The organism is Kitasatospora sp. NPDC093550 (genome assembly GCF_044764985.1).
GTDB lineage: Bacteria > Actinomycetota > Actinomycetes > Streptomycetales > Streptomycetaceae > Kitasatospora.
The window spans coordinates 17,550-34,812 of record NZ_JBIWJF010000037.1; the positions used below are offsets into that span (position 1 = coordinate 17,550).

The window sequence follows — 17,263 nt, forward strand, 5'->3', positions numbered from 1 at the left end:
GTTCTCGGGCGGCCGAGGCCAGGGGTCTTGCGGGGTGGAACAGCGTCAGTGCAACAAAAAACCCCTCGTGCCCAAGGGCATGCGAGGGGTGGCGCGTCGGTCTGTCACGAGCAGGGCGTGCGAGCCCTGTCAGCCGACGCGCCCGCCAAGTACGAGAATTCGGGTGCGCATGGCAACGACCATCCTCCCGTCCGGGGTGGCGTGTCAAGCAGGTGGGACGACCGTCTCGCCATGCGGACCCCCCGCCGGACCAGCAACGGCAGGGTGTTCGGGCAGGTCAGAGCCGTCGTGGTGATGTACGACACGTCCTGGCGCGGGGTCCGGGCGGCCACTCGTCCGGGTGTCCGCGGCCAGGTGGGCGCGACGCGCGGACAGCGGGCCGAGCGGCTTGGGCAGCGGGTAGCCGCGGCGGACCAGCGCGCGGCGCAGCCGGGGTTCGTCCAGCGGCGGGGCGAAGGCCGAGCCCTGGGCCTGCCCGCAGCCCAGTTCCTGCAGCGCGGAGACCTGGCGGGGCAGGTCCACCCCCTCGGCGGCGGTGGTCAGCCCGAGGTCGCGGCCGAGCCGCAGGGCGTGCCCGGCGAGCGTGCGGGCCAGCGAGGACTCGCCGAGGTCCTGGACGAGCGTGCGGTCCAGCTTCAGGCCGTCCAGCGGCAGCCGGCCCAGGGCGCAGAGCGAGCCGCCGCCGGCGCCGTAGCCGGCCAGCCAGGTGGAGACGCCGAGCCGGCGCAGCGCGGTCAGCCGGCGGCCGAGTTCGTCGGCGAGCGGGTCCGAGCCCATCCGGGCCACCTCGATCACCAGCTCGCCGGCCGGCAGCCCGCTGTCGCGCAGCGCGGCGGCCACCGTCTCGTACAGGCCGGGCGAGCAGAGCCGCTCGGCGGAGAGCCGGATGGCCACCGGGACGGGCTCCGGCGCGCCCCTGCCGCGGCCGGACAGGCCGCGCCGGGCGGCGGCCGCGGCGACCGCCTCCTGGACCAGCCAGCGGGAGAAGCGGGTGGCGGCGTCGCCGTGCTCGGCGGAGCGCAGGAACTCGGCCGGGGTGAGCAGCAGGCCGCCCGCCGAGCGCCAGCGGGCCTGGGCCTCGACACCGGCCACCGCGCCGCCGACGAGGTCCACCACGGGCTGGTGGAGCAGGGTGAAGCCGCCCTCCCGCACGGCGAGTCTCAGCCGTTCCTCCAGCTCGGTGCGGCGCTCCAGGTCGGCCCGCATCGCGGGGCTGTAGAGCACCACCCGGCCCTTGCCCTCGGACTTGGCCCGGTACATCGCGAGGTCGGCGTTGCGCATCAGTTCGTCGGCGGCGGTTCTGGGGTCGGCGGCGGGGCCGCGTTCGGGGGTGCCGAAGGCGATGCCGATGCTGGCGGCCACCCCGAGCTCGGCGCCGCCGATCCAGTACGGCTCGGAGAGCGCCACCCGCAGCCGCTCGGCCAGCTCCTGGACCTGGAGACGGCCGAGCGGGCCGCAGACCAGCGCGGCGAACTCGTCGCCGCCGAACCGGGCGACGGTGTCCCCGGAGCGGACGGCGCCCTGGAGCCGGCGGGCGGCCTGCACCAGCAGCTCGTCGCCGACCTGGTGCCCGGCGGAGTCGTTGACCGCCTTGAAGCCGTCCAGGTCGAGGAAGAGCACGGCGATCCCGGTGCCCGTCCCGCCCTGCTGGCCGCGGGCACCGAGGGCGGCCCGCAGCCGCTGGGTGAACAGCGCCCGGTTGGGCAGGTCGGTGAGCGGGTCGTGGAAGGCGTTGTGCTGCAACTGGGCCTGCAGCATGACGCGCTCGGTGACGTCCCGGCTGTTCAGCAGCAGCCCGTCGCGGTGCCGGCTGACGGTGGACTCGACGTGCAGCCACTCGCCGCAGCCGGAGCTGATCCGGCACTCCACCCGGGCCGAGGGCTCGGCGGTGCCCGGGACGCGGTGCGCGGTGAGCCGGACCCTGGCGAGGTAGCGGCGGACCTCGGAGAGCACCCGGTCCACGTCCTCGGGGTGGACCAGGTCCAGCAGGTTGCCGCCCACCAGCTCCTCCGGGTCCCGCCCGTACACGCCGAGCGCGGCCGGGGAGACGTACGAGAGCACGCCGTTGGCACCGGCGATCATGATGACGTCGCTGGACCCCTGCACCAGGGAGCGGAAGTGCGCCTCCTTGTGGGCGAGCTCCTGGGCCAGCGACAGGTTGTCGAGCAGCATCACGCCCTGCCTGAGGATCAGTGCCAGCCCGACGGTGCAGGCGGCGGCGGCCACCACCCGGTCCAACTCCCGCCCGCCGAGGGCGTTGTAGAGGATTCCGGCGGTGCAGACCGCGGCGGCCGCGTACGGGGTGAGCGCGCTGAAGGTGGTGGCCACCCGGCGGCGCGGCAGGCCGCCGGCCGAGGGGTGCTCGCGCAGCGGGCGGCGCCAGCGCGGGGACCACGGCGCCCAGGCCAGCAGCAGGCTGCCGGAGAACCAGCCGGCGTCCAGCAGTTCGCCGGAGTGGTAGCTGCTGCGCAGCTGCGGGGAGGTGAACAGGGCGTCGCAGAGCACGGTGACGGCCAGCGCCACCATCGCGGTGTGCACCGCCGCCCGGTTGCCGTCCCGGCCGCCGAAGCGCAGTCCCACCACCAGGCTGACCAGCAGGATGTCCAGCACCGGGTAGGCCAGGTTGAGGGCCAGCCGCAGCGGGGAGCCGTCCTCGCCGGCCGCGATCCGGCCGAGCGCCAGGCTCCAGCTGAGGGTGAACAGCGAGCCGGCGATCAGCCAGCCGTCGAGCAGCAGGCAGAGCCAGCCGGCCGCCGAGCGCGGGCGCTGGGCCAGCACCAGGACGCCGGTGATGGCGAGCGGGGCGAACAGCAGGAAGGCGTACTCGGCGAGCGAGACACGCGGCAGCGGGGTGCGCACGACCAGCTCGTACCAGCCCCAGGTGCCGTTGCCGAAGGCGACCATGAGCGAGGAGAGGCCGAACAGCAGCCAGGCCGGACGGGCGTGCCCACCGACCGTGCAGCCGTACACCAGACAGGACAGCGCTGCCGCCAGGGCGGCCGCCGCCAGTCCGAAGTCACCCATGAAGACCGAGAGTTGACGCGACCCCCAGCCGGCCGCCGCACCCAGGGCGTAGGCCAGGCAGAGCGCGCCCAGGACGAGTCCGGGCAGCGTGCGGCTCTCCAGGAGCCGGCGCAGCGGGCCGCGGCGGACGGGCGCGGGCACGGCGTCGACGGCGGACGTGTCGGCGGGCGGTGCGCCCGGGCGTCCGGCTCCGGGCAGCACCGTATCGGTGGAGCTCACTCGGCCTCTCCCCCTCCGGCCCGGGGCCTCGCGCCCCGGCCACGGACCACCGGCCGCGCACCTCTCGGCCGTACGCGGTGGCCTGGCGCCCCGTCAGGACGGTGGCCCAGGGGGTGGGCGGCCTGCCGGCCGCCGCACCGCACCGATGCTCCCGCCATGGACCCTACACCAATTCCGTCACTCAATGACACACACACTCAACTTAGAGTAATGGCGCAAGGATGGGGAAATGCCCCCGATTCCGACGGATCGGCCCGGTTGGCGGAGGCGCGCGGGCGGGGGCTCACGCGGCGCGCACGGGAGCACGCCGAGTGAGCCCCCGCCGCGGGCGGCGGCTGCGGACCCCCGCGGGCGGGGGCGGGTCTCAGCGGCCCGACGTGGCCCGATCGTCCGGGAACAGCCGCAACCGGTGCGCCAGCGCGGCCGCCTCGCCCCGGCCACCGACCGCGAGCTTGCCCAGGATGTTGGAGACGTGCACGCTTGCGGTCTTCGGAGAGATGTACAACTCCTCGGCGATCTGGCGGTTGGTCCAGCCGCGCGCGAGCAACCGGAGCACGTCCCGCTCACGGGGGGTGAGGTTGAAGGAGTCCACCACGGACCCGCCGGGCGCCCCGGTCCCACCGGGCCCGGCCGACCGCGCCGCGGACCGCTCGGCCGGGGCGAGGCTCAGCCCGGCCCGCTCGGCCAGGCCCGCGATCTGCTCCACCAGCGTCCGGTCGCCCCGTACGGCCGCCAGTTCGGCCGCCTCGCGCAGGAGTTCGGCACCGGCCTCGCGCCGCCCGGCCAGCACCTCGGCCTCGCCGGCCCGCAGCAGGGCGAGCGCCAACGGGAAGGGCAGGCCGGTCGGCCGCAGCGCCTCGACCGCCGCGGCCCACTGCCCGGCGGTGTCGGCGCCCTCGGCGCGGGCCAGTTCGGCCTCCAGCAGCCGGGCCCAGCCGTGGTGCAGGGGCGCCCGGGGCCGCAGCGCGGCGGCCGCCCCGGCGATCGCGGCCAGCGCGCCGGCCCGGCCCGCCTCGGCCTCCGGCAGGCCCCGGCTGTCCGCCTCCACCCCGGCGCCCTCGACCAGCAGCGGGTAGACGTCGGACTCGTAGCCGAGCCGCCCCTCCTCCGCCAGGGCGGCGAGCAGCTCGGCCCGGGCGTCCAGCGGCCGGCCGCCGAGCGCGGCGAGCCGCACCGCCAGCCGGCTGATCGGCACGCTGTGCTGCACCTGGCCGACCCGGTTGGCCGCCCGGGCCTGTGCCAGCATGGTCGCCGCCGTGGTCAGGTCGCCTTCCATCAGGGCGAGTTCGCCGCGCATCCGGTCCAGGAACTCGGCGTGGGTGCCGCTCAGGCTGCCCAGCTCGCAGGCGGCGAGCACCTCGGCGGCCTCCCCGGGCCGCCCGAGGTCGATCAGCGCCTCGACCAGGTTCCCGGTCAGGATGGTGCCGGTGTTGCGCAGCAGGCCGCTGCCGTCCGCGCGCTCCAGGCCCTCGCGGGCCAGCCGGACGGCGTCCTCGGCCCGACCCAGCCCGCGCTGCAGGCTGGCCAGGTTGTTGAGGCCGCGCAGCAGCAGGTCGGGCACGCCCAGGCAGCGGGCCCGCTCGACCGCCCCGGCGAGCTCGGCCAGCCCGCCCTCGGCGTCGCCGTGCACGTCGTAGCGCAGGCCGCCGAGGGTCATCCGGGCGTGCACCTCGACCGAGTGCGCGCCGACCTCCCGGGCGATCCGGATCGCCCGCTCGGCGAGTTCGAGGTGCTCGGGCCCGGGCTTCTTGAGCATCGCCGAACCGGCCCCGAGCGCGAACACCTCCGCCTGGACGGCCGACGGGGGCAGCTCGGCCACCAGCCGCAGCGCGTGGGCGATCTCCTCCTCGTCGCCGGAGCGGCGCAGACTGCCCAGCATCCGGGCCCGGTTGATCCGGAACCAGGCCGCCCGGACCGGGTGCACCGTCTCGTCGACCAGCCGCAGCCCGCGCTTGGCCAGGCTCAGGCCGCGCTCGCGGTCGCCGCAGCGCCGGGCCGCGACCACCGCCTCGGCCAGCACGTCCTCCAGCTGGATCCGGTCGCAGTCCTCGTCGGCGGCGCTGTGGTCGCAGGACCCGGGCGGGTAGGTCTCGGCCCAGTCGTACGGGCGCAGGGTGTGCGCCAGCACGTCCTCGGAGACCATGTCCCACAGCTCCAGGGCCCTTTCCAGCATGCCCAGTTGCTCGGCGAAGGCGTTGCGGCGGCGGGCCGCGCGGGCGGCGTCCAGGGCGGTCGGCAGGGCCCGGGCCGGATCGTGCGCGTGGTACCAGTAGTTGGCCAGCCGGGCCGGCAGCGCGTCGGAGGCGAGCAGCTGCGGCTGGGCCTCCACGGCGAGCGCGAACTTGCGGTTGATCCGGTGCCGTTCGCCGGGCAGCAGGTCGTCCGAGACGGCCTCGCGGACCAGCGCGTGGCGGAACCGGTAGCCCTCGCCCTCGGTGTCCGGGCGCAGGATGTTGGCACCGACGGCCGAGCGCAGCGCCTCGATCAGCGCCTCCTCGTCGTCGTCCAGCACGGCGGCCAGCAGGGCGTGCTCGACGTGCGAGCCGCCCTCGGCGGCGATCCGGACCACCCGCTGGGCCTCCTCGTCCAGGCCCTCGACCCGCACCAGCAGGATGTCCCGCAGCGAGTCGGTCAGCCCGGCGCCGCAGCCGTCGTGGAAGGCGGTGGCCAGCTCCTCGACGAAGAAGGGGTTGCCCTCCGAGCGGCGGTGGATACGGTCCACCAGCTGGTGGTCGGGGTCGGCGGTGCCGAGGATGCCGGCCAGCTGGGCGGCCACCTCGCGGCGGTCGAACCGCTCCAGCTCCAGCCGCTGGACGGTGCGCAGCCGGTCGAGCTCGGCGAGGAAGGGTCTCAGCGGGTGGCGGCGGTGCAGGTCGTCACTGCGGTAGGTGGCGACCAGCAGCACCCGGGAGCGGTGCAGGGTGCGCACCAGGAAGGCGAGCAGCTCGCGGGTGGAGCGGTCGGACCAGTGCAGGTCCTCGACGGCGAGCACGAGGGTACGTTCCGCGCCGAGCCGCTCGAACAGCCTCGCGGTGTGCTCGAACAGCCGGGCCCGGCCGTACTCGTCGTTGGGCTCGCCGTCCGCCTCGCCGAACTCGGAGAGCAGACGGGCGAGATGGCCCTCGCTGCCGGCCGCGGCGGCTTCGAACTCGGTGCCCAGCGAGCGGTGCAGCCGGCGCAGCGCGGCGGCCAGCGGCGCGTACGGCAGGCCCTCGGCCCCGACCTCCAGACAGCCGCCGAGCGAGGTGACCGCTCCGCGGTCCGCGGCGCGCTGCAGGAACTCCTCCAGCAGCCGGGTCTTGCCGACGCCGGCCTCGCCGCCGATCAGCACGGCCTGCGGGCTGCCGGTGCCCGCCCGGCGCAGCGCGTCGGTCAGTTCGGTGATCTCGCTGCCACGGCCGACGAAGACGGGGCTGACCGATATCTGCTGCATGGAGGCGAGCATGCCATAGCCGGTGGGGGCCGGGAGAGGGGTTATCTCCCCAGGCGAACGCCCGGAGGGGGAGACGCTCGGGTGCAGCGTCTCCCCCTCCGGAACTCCGTCGGCACCGCGCGGGTGCCGCCCCGTCAGCATTCGGGCCGACGCACGGGGCGCCGCTGGAAGCGGGCGGCCACCGGGCGGCGGCGCAGGCGGTTCGCCTCCCGGGCCTCGCGCACCAGGCGCTCGTGCTCGGCGCGGACCACGAGCTCGTGGGCCTGTTGCTGGAAGGTCTGGTACTCGATCATTTCGGCTTCCCCTTGTGGGTCTCACTGCGTTTCCCTGACGAGTAAGAGCTTCCTCCCCCAGTGGGGGGTGCCACATCGGGAGCCTGCCCGATCTTCCGGGGCCCGGATGCCTTAGATCGGGCGCCGAGAAAGGTTTGAGGCCCGGCCCCACCCCAATACGGAGGTGAGACCGGGCCTTAGGCCTTACTTAGAGGGCCTTAGATGCCTTAGATGCCTTAGGAAGGCAGGGTGACAGTCAGCGCCTCAGGCCGACACACCCAGCTTCTCCAGGATCAGGTCCTTCACGCGGGCGGCGTCGGCCTGGCCGCGGGTGGCCTTCATGACCGCGCCGACCAGCGCGCCCACGGCCTGGACCTTGCCGTCGCGGATCTTGGCGGCGATCGCCTCGTTCTCGGCGATGGCCTGGTCGACGGCGGCGCCCAGCGCGGAGTCGTCCGAGACCACGGCCAGGCCGCGCTTCTCGACGATCTCGTCCGGCTCGCCCTCGCCGGCCAGCACGCCCTCGATGACCTGGCGGGCCAGCTTGTCGTTCAGCTTGCCCTCGGCGACGAGCGCGGCGACCCGGGCGACCTGCGCCGGGGTGATCGGCTGCTCGCTCAGCTCGGTGCCGGTCTCGTTGGCGCGACGGGCCAGCTCGCCCATCCACCACTTGCGGGCCTGGTCGGCCGGGGCGCCGGCCGCGATGGTCTCCTGGATCGGCTCCACCGCACCGGCGTTGAGGACGGACTGCATGTCCTTGTCGGACAGGCCCCACTCGGCCTGCAGCCGGGCGCGGCGCACCCGCGGCAGCTCGGGCAGGGCGGCGCGCAGCTCCTCGACCCACTCGCGGCCGGGGGCCACCGGCACCAGGTCCGGCTCCGGGAAGTAGCGGTAGTCCTCGGCGTTGTCCTTGATCCGGCCCGAGGTGGTGGTGCCGTTGTCCTCGTGGAAGTGCCGGGTCTCCTGGACGATGGTGCCGCCGTCGGTCAGCACGGTGGCGTGCCGCTGGATCTCGTAGCGGGCCGCCCGCTCCACGCTGCGCAGCGAGTTGACGTTCTTGGTCTCCGAGCGGGTGCCGAAGGTCGAGGTGCCGTTCGGGCGCAGCGACAGGTTGACGTCGCAGCGCATCTGGCCCTTGTCCATCCGGGCCTCGGAGACGCCCAGCGAGCGGATGACCTCGCGCAGCTCGGCCACGTACGCCTTGGCGACCTCGGGGGCGCGCTCGCCGGCCCCCTCGATCGGCTTGGTGACGATCTCGATCAGCGGGATGCCGGCCCGGTTGTAGTCGAGCAGCGAGTGGGTGGCGCCGTGGATGCGGCCGGTCGCGCCACCGACGTGGCTGGACTTGCCGGTGTCCTCCTCCATGTGGGCGCGCTCGATCTCCACGCGGAAGGTCGTGCCGTCCTCCAGCTGCACGTCGAGGTAGCCGTTGAAGGCGATCGGCTCGTCGTACTGCGAGGTCTGGAAGTTCTTGGGCATGTCCGGGTAGAAGTAGTTCTTCCGGGCGAACCGGCACCACTCGGCGATCTCGCAGTTCAGCGCGAGGCCGATCTTGACGGCCGACTCCACGCCGACCGCGTTGACCACCGGCAGCGAGCCCGGCAGGCCCAGGCAGGTCGGGCAGGTCTGGCTGTTCGGCTCGGCGCCCAGCTCGGTCGAGCAACCGCAGAACATCTTGGTCTTGGTACCGAGCTCGACGTGGACCTCAAGGCCCATCACCGGGTCGTACGACGCCAGAGCGTCCTCGTAGGAGACCAGGGTCATGACGCTCACAGCGTCCCTTCTCAACTAAAGACTTGGGAGGTACGGGCCCGGCCGCCGCACCTGCGCGCGGGGCCGGGCCTGGGCACTCGGTACGACTCAGCCCAGCAGCACGTCGTCGGAGCCCAGCCGGCGCAGCTCGCGCACCAGCAGGGCGGTGCCGGTGACCAGCGCGGCGGCGCCGACCAGGGCGTTGACCAGCTTGAGGGTGTCGCTCTCCTCGCGGGCCTTGCGGACGTCCTTGACCACCGAGATCGCGCCGAAGGCGCTGGTGCCGATGGACAGCCACAGGCCGGGCTTGCTGTGCTTGAAGCCCTTGGCCTTCTCGATCTTGCTCACAGTGCCGGTGCCTCCTCCAGCAGGGTGTGCCCCCACTTGTCGTTGAGTGCGGCCTCGACGGCGCCGCCCACGCGGTACAGGCGGTCGTCCGCCATCGCGGGTGCGATGATCTGCAGGCCGACCGGGAGATTGTCCTCCGGCGCCAGGCCGACCGGCAGCGACATGGCCGCGTTGCCCGCCAGGTTCGACGGAATCGTGCACAGGTCCGCCAGGTACATCGCCATCGGGTCGTCGGCGCGCTCGCCGATCGGGAAGGCGGTGGTCGGCGTGGTCGGCGAGACCAGCACGTCCACGCCCGCGAAGGCGGTGTCGAAGTCGCGCGAGATCAGCGTGCGGACCTTCTGGGCCGAGCCGTAGTAGGCGTCGTAGTAGCCCGAGGACAGGGCGTAGGTGCCCAGGATGATGCGGCGCTTGACCTCGTCGCCGAAGCCGGCCTCGCGGGTCAGCGCGGTGACCTCCTCGGCCGAGCGGGTGCCGTCGTCGCCGACCCGCAGGCCGTAGCGCATGGCGTCGAAGCGGGCCAGGTTGGAGGAGCACTCGCTCGGCGCGATCAGGTAGTACGCCGGCAGCGCCAGGGTGAAGGACGGGCAGGAGACCTCGACGACCTCGGCGCCCAGCTCGCGCAGCAGCTCCACCGACTCGTTGAAGCGCTGCATCACGCCGGCCTGGTAGCCCTCGCCGGCGAACTCCTTGACCACGCCGATCCGCATGCCGCGGACGTCGCGCATCCTCGCGGCCTCGACCACGGCCGGGACGGGCGCGTCGATCGAGGTGGAGTCCAGCGGGTCGTGCCCGGCGATGGCCTCGTGCAGCAGCGCCGCGTCCAGCACGGTGCGGGCGCACGGGCCGCCCTGGTCCAGGCTGCTGGAGAACGCCACCAGGCCGTAGCGGGACACCGAACCGTAGGTCGGCTTGACGCCGACGGTGCCGGTGACGGCGCCGGGCTGGCGGATGGAGCCGCCGGTGTCGGTGCCGATCGCCAGCGGGGCCTCGAAGGCGGCCAGCGCGGCGGCCGAACCGCCGCCGGAGCCACCGGGGATGCGGGTGAGGTCCCACGGGTTGCCGGTCGGGCCGTAGGCGGAGTTCTCGGTGGAGGAGCCCATCGCGAACTCGTCCATGTTGGTCTTGCCGAGGATGACGACGCCGGCGTCCTTGAGACGGGTGGTCAGCGTCGCGTCGTACGGCGGGATCCAGCCTTCGAGCATCTTCGAGCCGCAGGTGGTCGGGACGCCCTTGGTGGTGAAGACGTCCTTCAGCGCGAGCGGGACGCCGGCCAGCGGGCCCAGCTCCTCGCCCTTGGCGCGCTTCTCGTCGACGGCCCTGGCGGCGGCCAGCGCGCCCTCGGTGTCGACGTGCAGGAAGGCGTTGACCTTCTTGTCGACGGCCTCGATGCGGTCCAGGTGCGCCTGCGCGACCTCGACGGCCGACACCTCGCCCTTGGCGATGGCGCCCGCGGTCTCCGCGGCGGTCCACTTAATGATCGGCGTGGGGATCATCTCGGTCATCTCGGTCAGTCCTCCCCGAGGATCTGCGGCACACGGAAACGCTGCTCCTCGGCGGCGGGGGCGCCGGACAGCGCCTGCTCCGGGGTGAGCGAGGGCCGCACCTCGTCCGCGCGCATGACGTTGGTCAGCGGCAGCGGGTGGGAGGTCGGCGGGACGTCCTGTCCGGCGACCTCGGAAACGCGGGCGACCGCGCCGATGATCACGTCGAGCTGCTCGGCGAAGTGGTCCAGCTCTTCGGGCTTCAGCTCAAGACGCGACAGCCGGGCGAGGTGGGCGACCTCCTCGCGCGTGATGCCAGGCATGCAGCGATCCTCAGGGTGAGTTCTGGTGAGACCCGGCGGTGCCTTGCGGGCGGGGCCGGGCCCGGGCAGGAGCAGCCGGGTTCGGCGCTCCGTCCTCATGGTCTTTGGACCCCATCCTATGGGGCCCCGCCCGTCCACCGGCCAACGAGTGACCCGCGGGGCCCGTCACCGCCACCGTCACCGCCGCCGTCACTGCGGCCGGTAGCGGGCCCAGCTCTGCGCACCCGGCGCCTTGATCTCCATCTGCGCGGCCTGCACCGCCTGGACCACCGGCGGCAGCACCGGAGGCAGGACGGGCGGGAGCGTCGGCGGCAGCACCGGCGGGACGGCCTGCTGGACGACCGGCTTCCCCTGCGCCGGCTTGCCGCCCTGGAGCGGCTGGAGGCCGGGGCGCAGCTGGGGCGGCGCGCCCAGCCGCTCGACCGGCGGGGCCCCGGTGCGGTGCACCCGCAGCCAGGCGGTGGCCTGCTCGGCCGGCAGTGCGGCCGACACCAGCCAGCCCTGGACGGCGTCCACGCCCATGCAGTGCAGGCGCTCCCAGGTCTCGTCGTCCTCGACGCCCTCGGCCACCACGGTCAGGCCCAGCGAGTGGGCGAGCTCCACCGAGCAGCGGACCACCGCCGCGTCGTGGTCGTCGGCGACCATCCGGGAGACGAAGGAGCGGTCGATCTTCAGCTCGCCGACCGGCAGGCTGCGCAGCCGCACCAGGGAGGAGTGCCCGGTGCCGAAGTCGTCCAGGGACATCCCGACGCCGTAGCCGCGCAGCTCGGCGAGGGTGTCGGCGGCGCGCCGGGAGTCGTCCAGCAGCAGCCGCTCGGTGATCTCCAGCTGCAGGGCGTGGGCCGGGACCTGGTGGCGCACGAGGTGGCCGGCCACGCGCTGGGCGAAGCCGGGGTTGAGCACGTCCCGCGGCGAGACGTTGACCGCGACCTGCACCTGCAGGCCCTGGTCGCGCCAGTAGGCGAGCTGGCCGACCGCCGCCTCCAGCACGTAGTCGGTGAGCCGGGGCATCAGGCCGCTGGACTCGGCGAGCCCGACGAACTCGTCCGGCGAGACCCGGCCCTGGCCGGGGCGCTCCCAGCGCAGCAGCGCCTCCAGGCCGACCACCCGGCCGTCGAAGGCCACCTTGGGCTGGTAGTGCAGCTGCACCTCGCCGGTCTCCAGGGCCCGGCGCAGGTCCCCGAGCAGCCCGATCCGGTACGGGGTGTCGGCGTCCTGGGTCTCGTCGTACTGGGCGACGCCGGCGCAGCTCTGCTGGGCGTGGCCCATCGCCACGTCGGCCCGGCGCAGCAGCGACTCGGCGTCCTGGGCGTGCTGCGGGTAGACGCAGACACCGGCGCTGGCCTCCAGGACGAGCAGCAGCCCGTCCAGCCGGATCGGGGCGGCGAGTTCGGCGATCAGCGCCTTGGCGACCCGTTCCAGGCTGTCCGGGCAGTTGATCCCGGGCAGCAGGACGGCGAACTCGTCGCCGCCCATCCGGGCCACCATCGGGCGGCCGCGCCGGTAGTGCCGGGGCAGCCCCGCGAAGACGTCGTCGATGGACTCCCGGGTGGCGCTGCCGGCCGGGCCGCCGGAGCGCAGCGCCCGGTGCAGCCGACGGGAGATGTGAACCAGCAGGCGGTCACCAGCCGTATGACCGAGTGTGTCATTGAGCGAACGGAAGCGATCGAGGTCGAGCAGGATGAGACCGACGCTGTAGCCCTGGTCACACTCGGCGATCGCCTCCTGGGCGGCCAGCAGCAGGGCCTGACGGTTGGGCAGGTCCGTCAGCGGGTCGGTCAGTTGGTCGCGGGCGCGGTCCCGGGCGATCCGCCAGGCCGCCACCAGCACGGCCAGGGGCACCGCGAACAGCGGCAGCAGCTCGGGTTCGTACCGGTAGACCAGGACGGCCAGCGGGATGAGCGGCGCGGCACCGGCCAGCAGCACGCCGAGCAGCAGGACCGCACCCGCCATCCCCTGCGGCGGGCGTGTGGGCGCACCGCCGGTCGTACGATCCATAAGCCCTGTCCTCCGTCGGGCCCGCCCCGTCAGGCCGCCTTACGGTGAGGCACCGTGCCGGTACCGACAGCTGCCGGGCATGGAGCGACCCCGAGGAGCACCGGCTCGGCCGGTGCCCCCACTCCTGCTGACACTCTGTTGCGCACCAGGGTATGCCGGGGCCGACCCGGTGGGCAGACTTTCGGACAACCGGAAACGCGCCACCGCGCCTTGGTGTCACACAGTGACACAATGCCCGCTTTCACCGGACGGCACCCGGTGACGTTGCATCAGGACGATAACAACACGATTCGGCCACACCCCGTTCGGGGCGCCCCCGGATCAGCCCTCGGCCGGCTCCTCCTGCGCCGGCCCGGCCTCCTCCGGCTCCGGAAGTCCCAGGTGGGCGCGGGCGGCCGCCGGCCCGTCGGCCAGCAGGACGGCGAAGCCGGCGTCGTCCAGGACGGGCAGGCCGAGCTGAACCGCCTTGTCGTACTTGGATCCTGGGTTGTCACCGGCCACGACGAAATCGGTCTTCTTCGAAACCGAACCGGTCACCTTCGCTCCGCGCGAGGTCAGCGCCTCCTTGGCGCCGTCCCGGGTGTGGCCGGAGAGCGTGCCCGTGACGACCACGGTCAGGCCCTCCAGCGGGCGCTCCGCCTGCTCCTCGTCCGCGAACTCCTCGGTGAACCGGACACCGGCGGCGCGCCACTTCTCCAGGATGTCGCGGTGCCACTGCTCCTGGTACCACTCGACCACGGAGCGGGCGATGATCGGCCCGACGCCCTCGACCGCGGCCAGCTCCTCCTCGGTGGCCGAGAAGATCCGGTCCAGGTCGCGGAACTCCCGGGCCAGCTCCTGGGCCGCGACCGGCCCCACGTGCCGGATCGAGAGGCCGTTGAGGAACCGCCAGAGCGGACGGTCCTTCACCTTCTCCAGGTTCTCCAGCAGGACTGCGGCGGTCTTCTTGGGCTCGCCCTTCTGGTTGGCGAAGAAGGTGGCCTTCTTCTCCTTCCCGGTGCGGTCGTCCAGCTTCGGCATGCCGGTCTTCGGGTCGCGGACCAGCACCTGGATCGGCAGCAGCTGCTCCATCGTCAGCCCGAAGACGTCGCCCTCGTCCTTCACGGGCGCCTCGGCCGGCTCCAACGGCTGGGTCAGCGCCGTCGCCGCGACGTAGCCGAGGCCCTCGACGTCCAGGCTCGACCGGCCGCCGAGGAAGGCGATCCGCTCGCGGATCTGGGCCGGGCAGAACTGCGCGTTGGGACAGCGCAGATCGATGTCCCCCTCGGACATCGGGCGCAGCTCGGCCCCGCACTCGTGGCAGTGCGAGGGCATCACGAACTCCCGCTCGGTGCCGTCCCGCAGGTCCTCCACCGGGCCGAGGATCTCCGGGATGACGTCACCGGCCTTGCGCAGCACGATCGTGTCGCCGAGCAGCACGCCCTTGGCCTTGACGACCTCCTGGTTGTGCAGCGTCGCGTACTGCACCATCGAGCCGGCCACCTTCACCGGCTCGGCCAGCACCGCGTACGGGGTGGCCCGGCCGGTCCGGCCGATGCCGACCCGGATCTCGGCCAGCTTGCCGGTGACCTCCTCCGGCGGGTACTTCCAGGCGATCGCCCAGCGCGGGGACTTGGAGGTGGCGCCGAGCCGGCCCTGCAGGGCGATCTCGTCCACCTTGACGACCACGCCGTCGATCTCGTGCTCGACCGAGTGGCGCTGCTCGCCGAACCGCTTGATGAAGGCCCGGACCTCGTCCAGCGTGCCGACCACCGCGTTGTGCCGGGCCGTGGGCAGGCCCCACTCGCGCAGCAGGTCGTAGGCGTGCGACTGGTTGTCGATGTCGAAGCCGACCCGGGCGCCGATGCCGTGCACCACCATGTGCAGCGGGCGCGAGGCGGTGACGTGCGGGTCCTTCTGGCGCAGCGAACCGGCGGCGGCGTTGCGCGGGTTCATGAACAGCCGGATCATCGCCCGGGGCCGCTTGCCCTCCCGGGCGCGCTCCTCGTTCTCCCGGCGGCGGCGCTCGTTCTCCTCCACGAACGAGGCGTTGAGCGCCTCGAAGGCCTCGGTCGGGAAGTACACCTCGCCCCGGATCTCCACCAGCGCGGGGACGTTCTCCCCCTTGAGCCGGTGCGGGATCTCCTTGATGGTGCGGACGTTGGCGGTGATGTCCTCGCCCACCCGGCCGTCGCCGCGCGTCGCCGCCTGCACCAACTGGCCGTTCTCGTAGGTGAGGTTGACCGCCAGGCCGTCCACCTTGAGCTCGCACAGGTAGTGGTAGTCGATGCCGTGCAGCTCGGTGGCGACCCGCTCGGCCCAGGCGGCGAGCTCCTCGTCGTCCATCGCGTTGTCGAGGCTGAGGAGGCGCTCGCGGTGCTCGACCTCGGCGAACAGCGCGGTGGGGGCGCCGCCGACCCGCTGCGTCGGCGAGTCGGGGGTGACCAGCGCGGGGTGCTCGGCCTCCAGCGCCTCCAGCTCGCGCATCAGGGCGTCGAACTCGGCGTCGCTGACGACCGGGGCGTCCTGCTCGTAGTACCGGACGCGGTGGTCGGTGATCTCCTTCGCCAGCTCGGCGTGCCGCCGGCGCACCTCCGCCGGTACGTCCTCCCAGCCCTCGACAGCCGTCACCGCAAGCCCTCCTACGTTCTCATTCCGGGTTGTCCACCAGGCTCTGCGCCGCCCGCACGCTCTGGGCCAACGCCCTGCGCGCGTACGCCGGCGAGGCCCCGGCCAGCCCGCAGGTCGGCGTCACCAGCACGCGGCGGCCCAGCAGCTCCGGGGCGAACCCCAGCCTGCGCCACAAGGTCCTGACACCCTGGACACTACCGGCCGGGTCGGACACCGCCTGGTCAGTGGCGGGGACGACACCAGCGAGGATCATCGTGCCCGCCTCCACCGCCTCGCCGAGGTCGTCGTCCGAGCGCTCGGTGAGGAGCGAGAAGTCGAGGGAGATGCCGGCCACCCCGGCGCGGCGCAGCAGCGGGATCGGGACCTCCGGGGCGCAGGAGTGCACCACCACCGGCGCGTCCAGACCGCGGACCACCTCGCGCAGCACCTCCTCGGCGACCTGCCGGTCCACCGCGCGCAGCCGCTGGAAGCCGCTGGCGGTCTTGACGGCGCCGGCCAGCACGGCGGGCAGCGAGGGCTCGTCCAGCTGCAGGACGAGCTCCGCGCCGGGGACGCGCTTGCGGACCTCCGCGAGGTGGCGGCGCAGTCCCTCGGTGAGCGAGCCCGCGATGTCCCGGCAGGCGCCGTGGTCGGAGAGCGCCTTCTCGCCGTACTTCAGCTCGATGCTCGCCGCCAGCGTCCACGGGCCGACCGCCTGGACCTTGAGCGCGCCCCGGTAGCCCTGGGTGAACTCCTCCAGGGCGTCCAGGTCCTCGCCGAGCCAGGAGTGCGCGCGCCGGGTGTCCCGGCCGGGGCGGTCGGTGAACCGCCAGCCGCTGGGCTCGGTCTGCGCGAACAGCTCGACCAGGAAGCCGGCGCCGCGCCCGATCATGTCGGCGCCCGGCCCGCGCGCGGGCAGCTCGGGCAGGAACGGCAGGTGCTCCAGCGCCCCGGTGGCGGTCTTGGCGGCCTCGCGGGCGTCGGTACCGGGCAGCGAGCCGACGCCGGTGGCGGCGCCGCGCAGGTCGGGGAAGGGGTGTGGGGTGCTCACCCGTCCGAGCCTAGTGCGCGGCGCCGGGCCGGTCGGTCACCACCCGGGGCGGTCTCGGGACCCGGGGCGGTCTCAGTACCCGGGGCGGACGGTGATGTCGGTGATCTGCGCGTCCCGGGAGGCGTCCAGCGCCGCCAGCACCGCGGCGGCGACGGACTCCGGCGCGATCCAGCGGCCGGCGTCGTAGTCCTTGCCCTCCTGCTGGTGCACCTTGGCCTGCATCGGGGTGGCGGTGCGGCCGGGGTACACCGAGGTGACCCGGACGCCGCCCGGGTGCTCCTCGGCGCGCAGCGAGTCGGCGAGCGCCTTCAGCCCGTGCTTGCTCGCCGCGTACGCCGACCACTCGGCGTGGGCGTTGAGCCCGGCGCCGGAGTTCACGAAGACCACGTGGCCCTTGGCGAGCCGGAGCGAGGGCAGCAGCAGCCGGGTCAGTTCGGCGGGCGCGACCAGGTTGACGTTGAGCGTCTCCTGCCAGGACTTCACCGGCAGGTCGCCGACCGTGCCCAGCTCGACCACGCCCGCCACGTGCAGCAGCGAGTCCAGCTCGACGGGCGGTTGCTGGTGGCCGAACGCCCAGGACAGCTTGGCCGGGTCGCCGAGGTCGCCGACCAGGGTGCGGGCCCCGGGGAAGCGCTCCCGCAGCTCGGCGGCCCGGCGGGCGTCGCGGGCCAGCAGCCAGAGGTCGTCGCCGCGCTCGGCGAGCTTCGTGGCCAGGACGGCGCCGATGCCGGAGCCGGCGCCGGTGATCAGATGTGCAGCCATGGCCTTGA

The 17,263-nt window shown here is 73.8% G+C and carries 10 protein-coding genes and 1 pseudogene; all 11 read right to left on the reverse strand.

What is annotated here, in order from left to right; genetic code table 11:
• Positions 1-204: 204 nt before the first annotated feature.
• The 11 genes and pseudogenes from ACIRD3_RS35895 to ACIRD3_RS35945 all read right to left on the reverse strand — a co-directional run bounded on the left by ACIRD3_RS35895 (position 205) and on the right by ACIRD3_RS35945 (position 17,255).
• Complete coding sequence (locus tag ACIRD3_RS35895) at positions 205-3,138, reverse strand: putative bifunctional diguanylate cyclase/phosphodiesterase (protein ID WP_402225174.1); 2,934 nt, start codon at positions 3,136-3,138, stop codon at positions 205-207.
• A gap of 469 nt (positions 3,139-3,607) precedes the next feature.
• Complete coding sequence (locus ACIRD3_RS35900) at positions 3,608-6,676, reverse strand: AAA family ATPase (protein WP_402225091.1); 3,069 nt, start codon at positions 6,674-6,676, stop codon at positions 3,608-3,610.
• Positions 6,677-6,810: 134 nt separating this feature from the next.
• Positions 6,811-6,969: a hypothetical protein gene (locus ACIRD3_RS35905; protein WP_402225094.1), complete on the reverse strand. Its 159-nt coding sequence runs from the start codon at positions 6,967-6,969 to the stop codon at positions 6,811-6,813.
• A 243-nt stretch (positions 6,970-7,212) separates the two neighbouring features.
• The gene (gene gatB, locus ACIRD3_RS35910) at positions 7,213-8,721 is read right to left on the reverse strand and encodes an Asp-tRNA(Asn)/Glu-tRNA(Gln) amidotransferase subunit GatB (protein WP_402225097.1); all 1,509 of its coding nucleotides are present in this window, start codon (positions 8,719-8,721) and stop codon (positions 7,213-7,215) included.
• An 87-nt stretch (positions 8,722-8,808) separates the two neighbouring features.
• Positions 8,809-9,048, reverse strand: a complete 240-nt coding sequence (locus tag ACIRD3_RS35915; protein WP_402225100.1) for a hypothetical protein — start codon at positions 9,046-9,048, stop codon at positions 8,809-8,811.
• The gene (gatA, locus tag ACIRD3_RS35920) at positions 9,045-10,544 is read right to left on the reverse strand and encodes an Asp-tRNA(Asn)/Glu-tRNA(Gln) amidotransferase subunit GatA (protein ID WP_402225176.1); all 1,500 of its coding nucleotides are present in this window, start codon (positions 10,542-10,544) and stop codon (positions 9,045-9,047) included. Before gatA ends, ACIRD3_RS35915 begins: the two co-directional genes overlap by 4 nt.
• Positions 10,545-10,558: 14 nt before the next feature.
• Positions 10,559-10,855 carry an Asp-tRNA(Asn)/Glu-tRNA(Gln) amidotransferase subunit GatC gene (gatC, locus tag ACIRD3_RS35925; RefSeq protein WP_030057414.1) on the reverse strand — a complete coding sequence of 99 codons (297 nt, stop codon included), beginning with the start codon at positions 10,853-10,855 and terminating at the stop codon, positions 10,559-10,561.
• A gap of 189 nt (positions 10,856-11,044) precedes the next feature.
• Positions 11,045-12,790: pseudogene (locus ACIRD3_RS35930) on the reverse strand (putative bifunctional diguanylate cyclase/phosphodiesterase); the annotation flags it as partial.
• A gap of 384 nt (positions 12,791-13,174) precedes the next feature.
• Positions 13,175-15,463 (reverse strand): NAD-dependent DNA ligase LigA, encoded by a 2,289-nt coding sequence (ligA, locus tag ACIRD3_RS35935; protein WP_402225103.1) that lies wholly within the window; start codon positions 15,461-15,463, stop codon positions 13,175-13,177.
• A gap of 19 nt (positions 15,464-15,482) precedes the next feature.
• A complete protein-coding gene (locus ACIRD3_RS35940; protein ID WP_402225106.1) occupies positions 15,483-16,493 on the reverse strand; it encodes a methionine synthase in 1,011 nt (336 codons plus the stop codon).
• A 72-nt stretch (positions 16,494-16,565) separates the two neighbouring features.
• A complete protein-coding gene (locus tag ACIRD3_RS35945; RefSeq protein ID WP_402225109.1) occupies positions 16,566-17,255 on the reverse strand; it encodes an SDR family oxidoreductase in 690 nt (229 codons plus the stop codon).
• Positions 17,256-17,263: the final 8 nt, after the last annotated feature.

Coding starts and splice junctions, on each gene's coding strand:
- gatA (WP_402225176.1), bottom strand. CDS start 10,544: ATGATCCCCACGCCGATCATTAAGTGGACCGCCGCGGAGACCGCGGGC.
- gatC (WP_030057414.1), bottom strand. CDS start 10,855: ATGCCTGGCATCACGCGCGAGGAGGTCGCCCACCTCGCCCGGCTGTCG.
- ACIRD3_RS35945 (WP_402225109.1), bottom strand. CDS start 17,255: ATGGCTGCACATCTGATCACCGGCGCCGGCTCCGGCATCGGCGCCGTC.
- ACIRD3_RS35900 (WP_402225091.1), bottom strand. CDS start 6,676: ATGCAGCAGATATCGGTCAGCCCCGTCTTCGTCGGCCGTGGCAGCGAG.
- ACIRD3_RS35905 (WP_402225094.1), bottom strand. CDS start 6,969: ATGATCGAGTACCAGACCTTCCAGCAACAGGCCCACGAGCTCGTGGTC.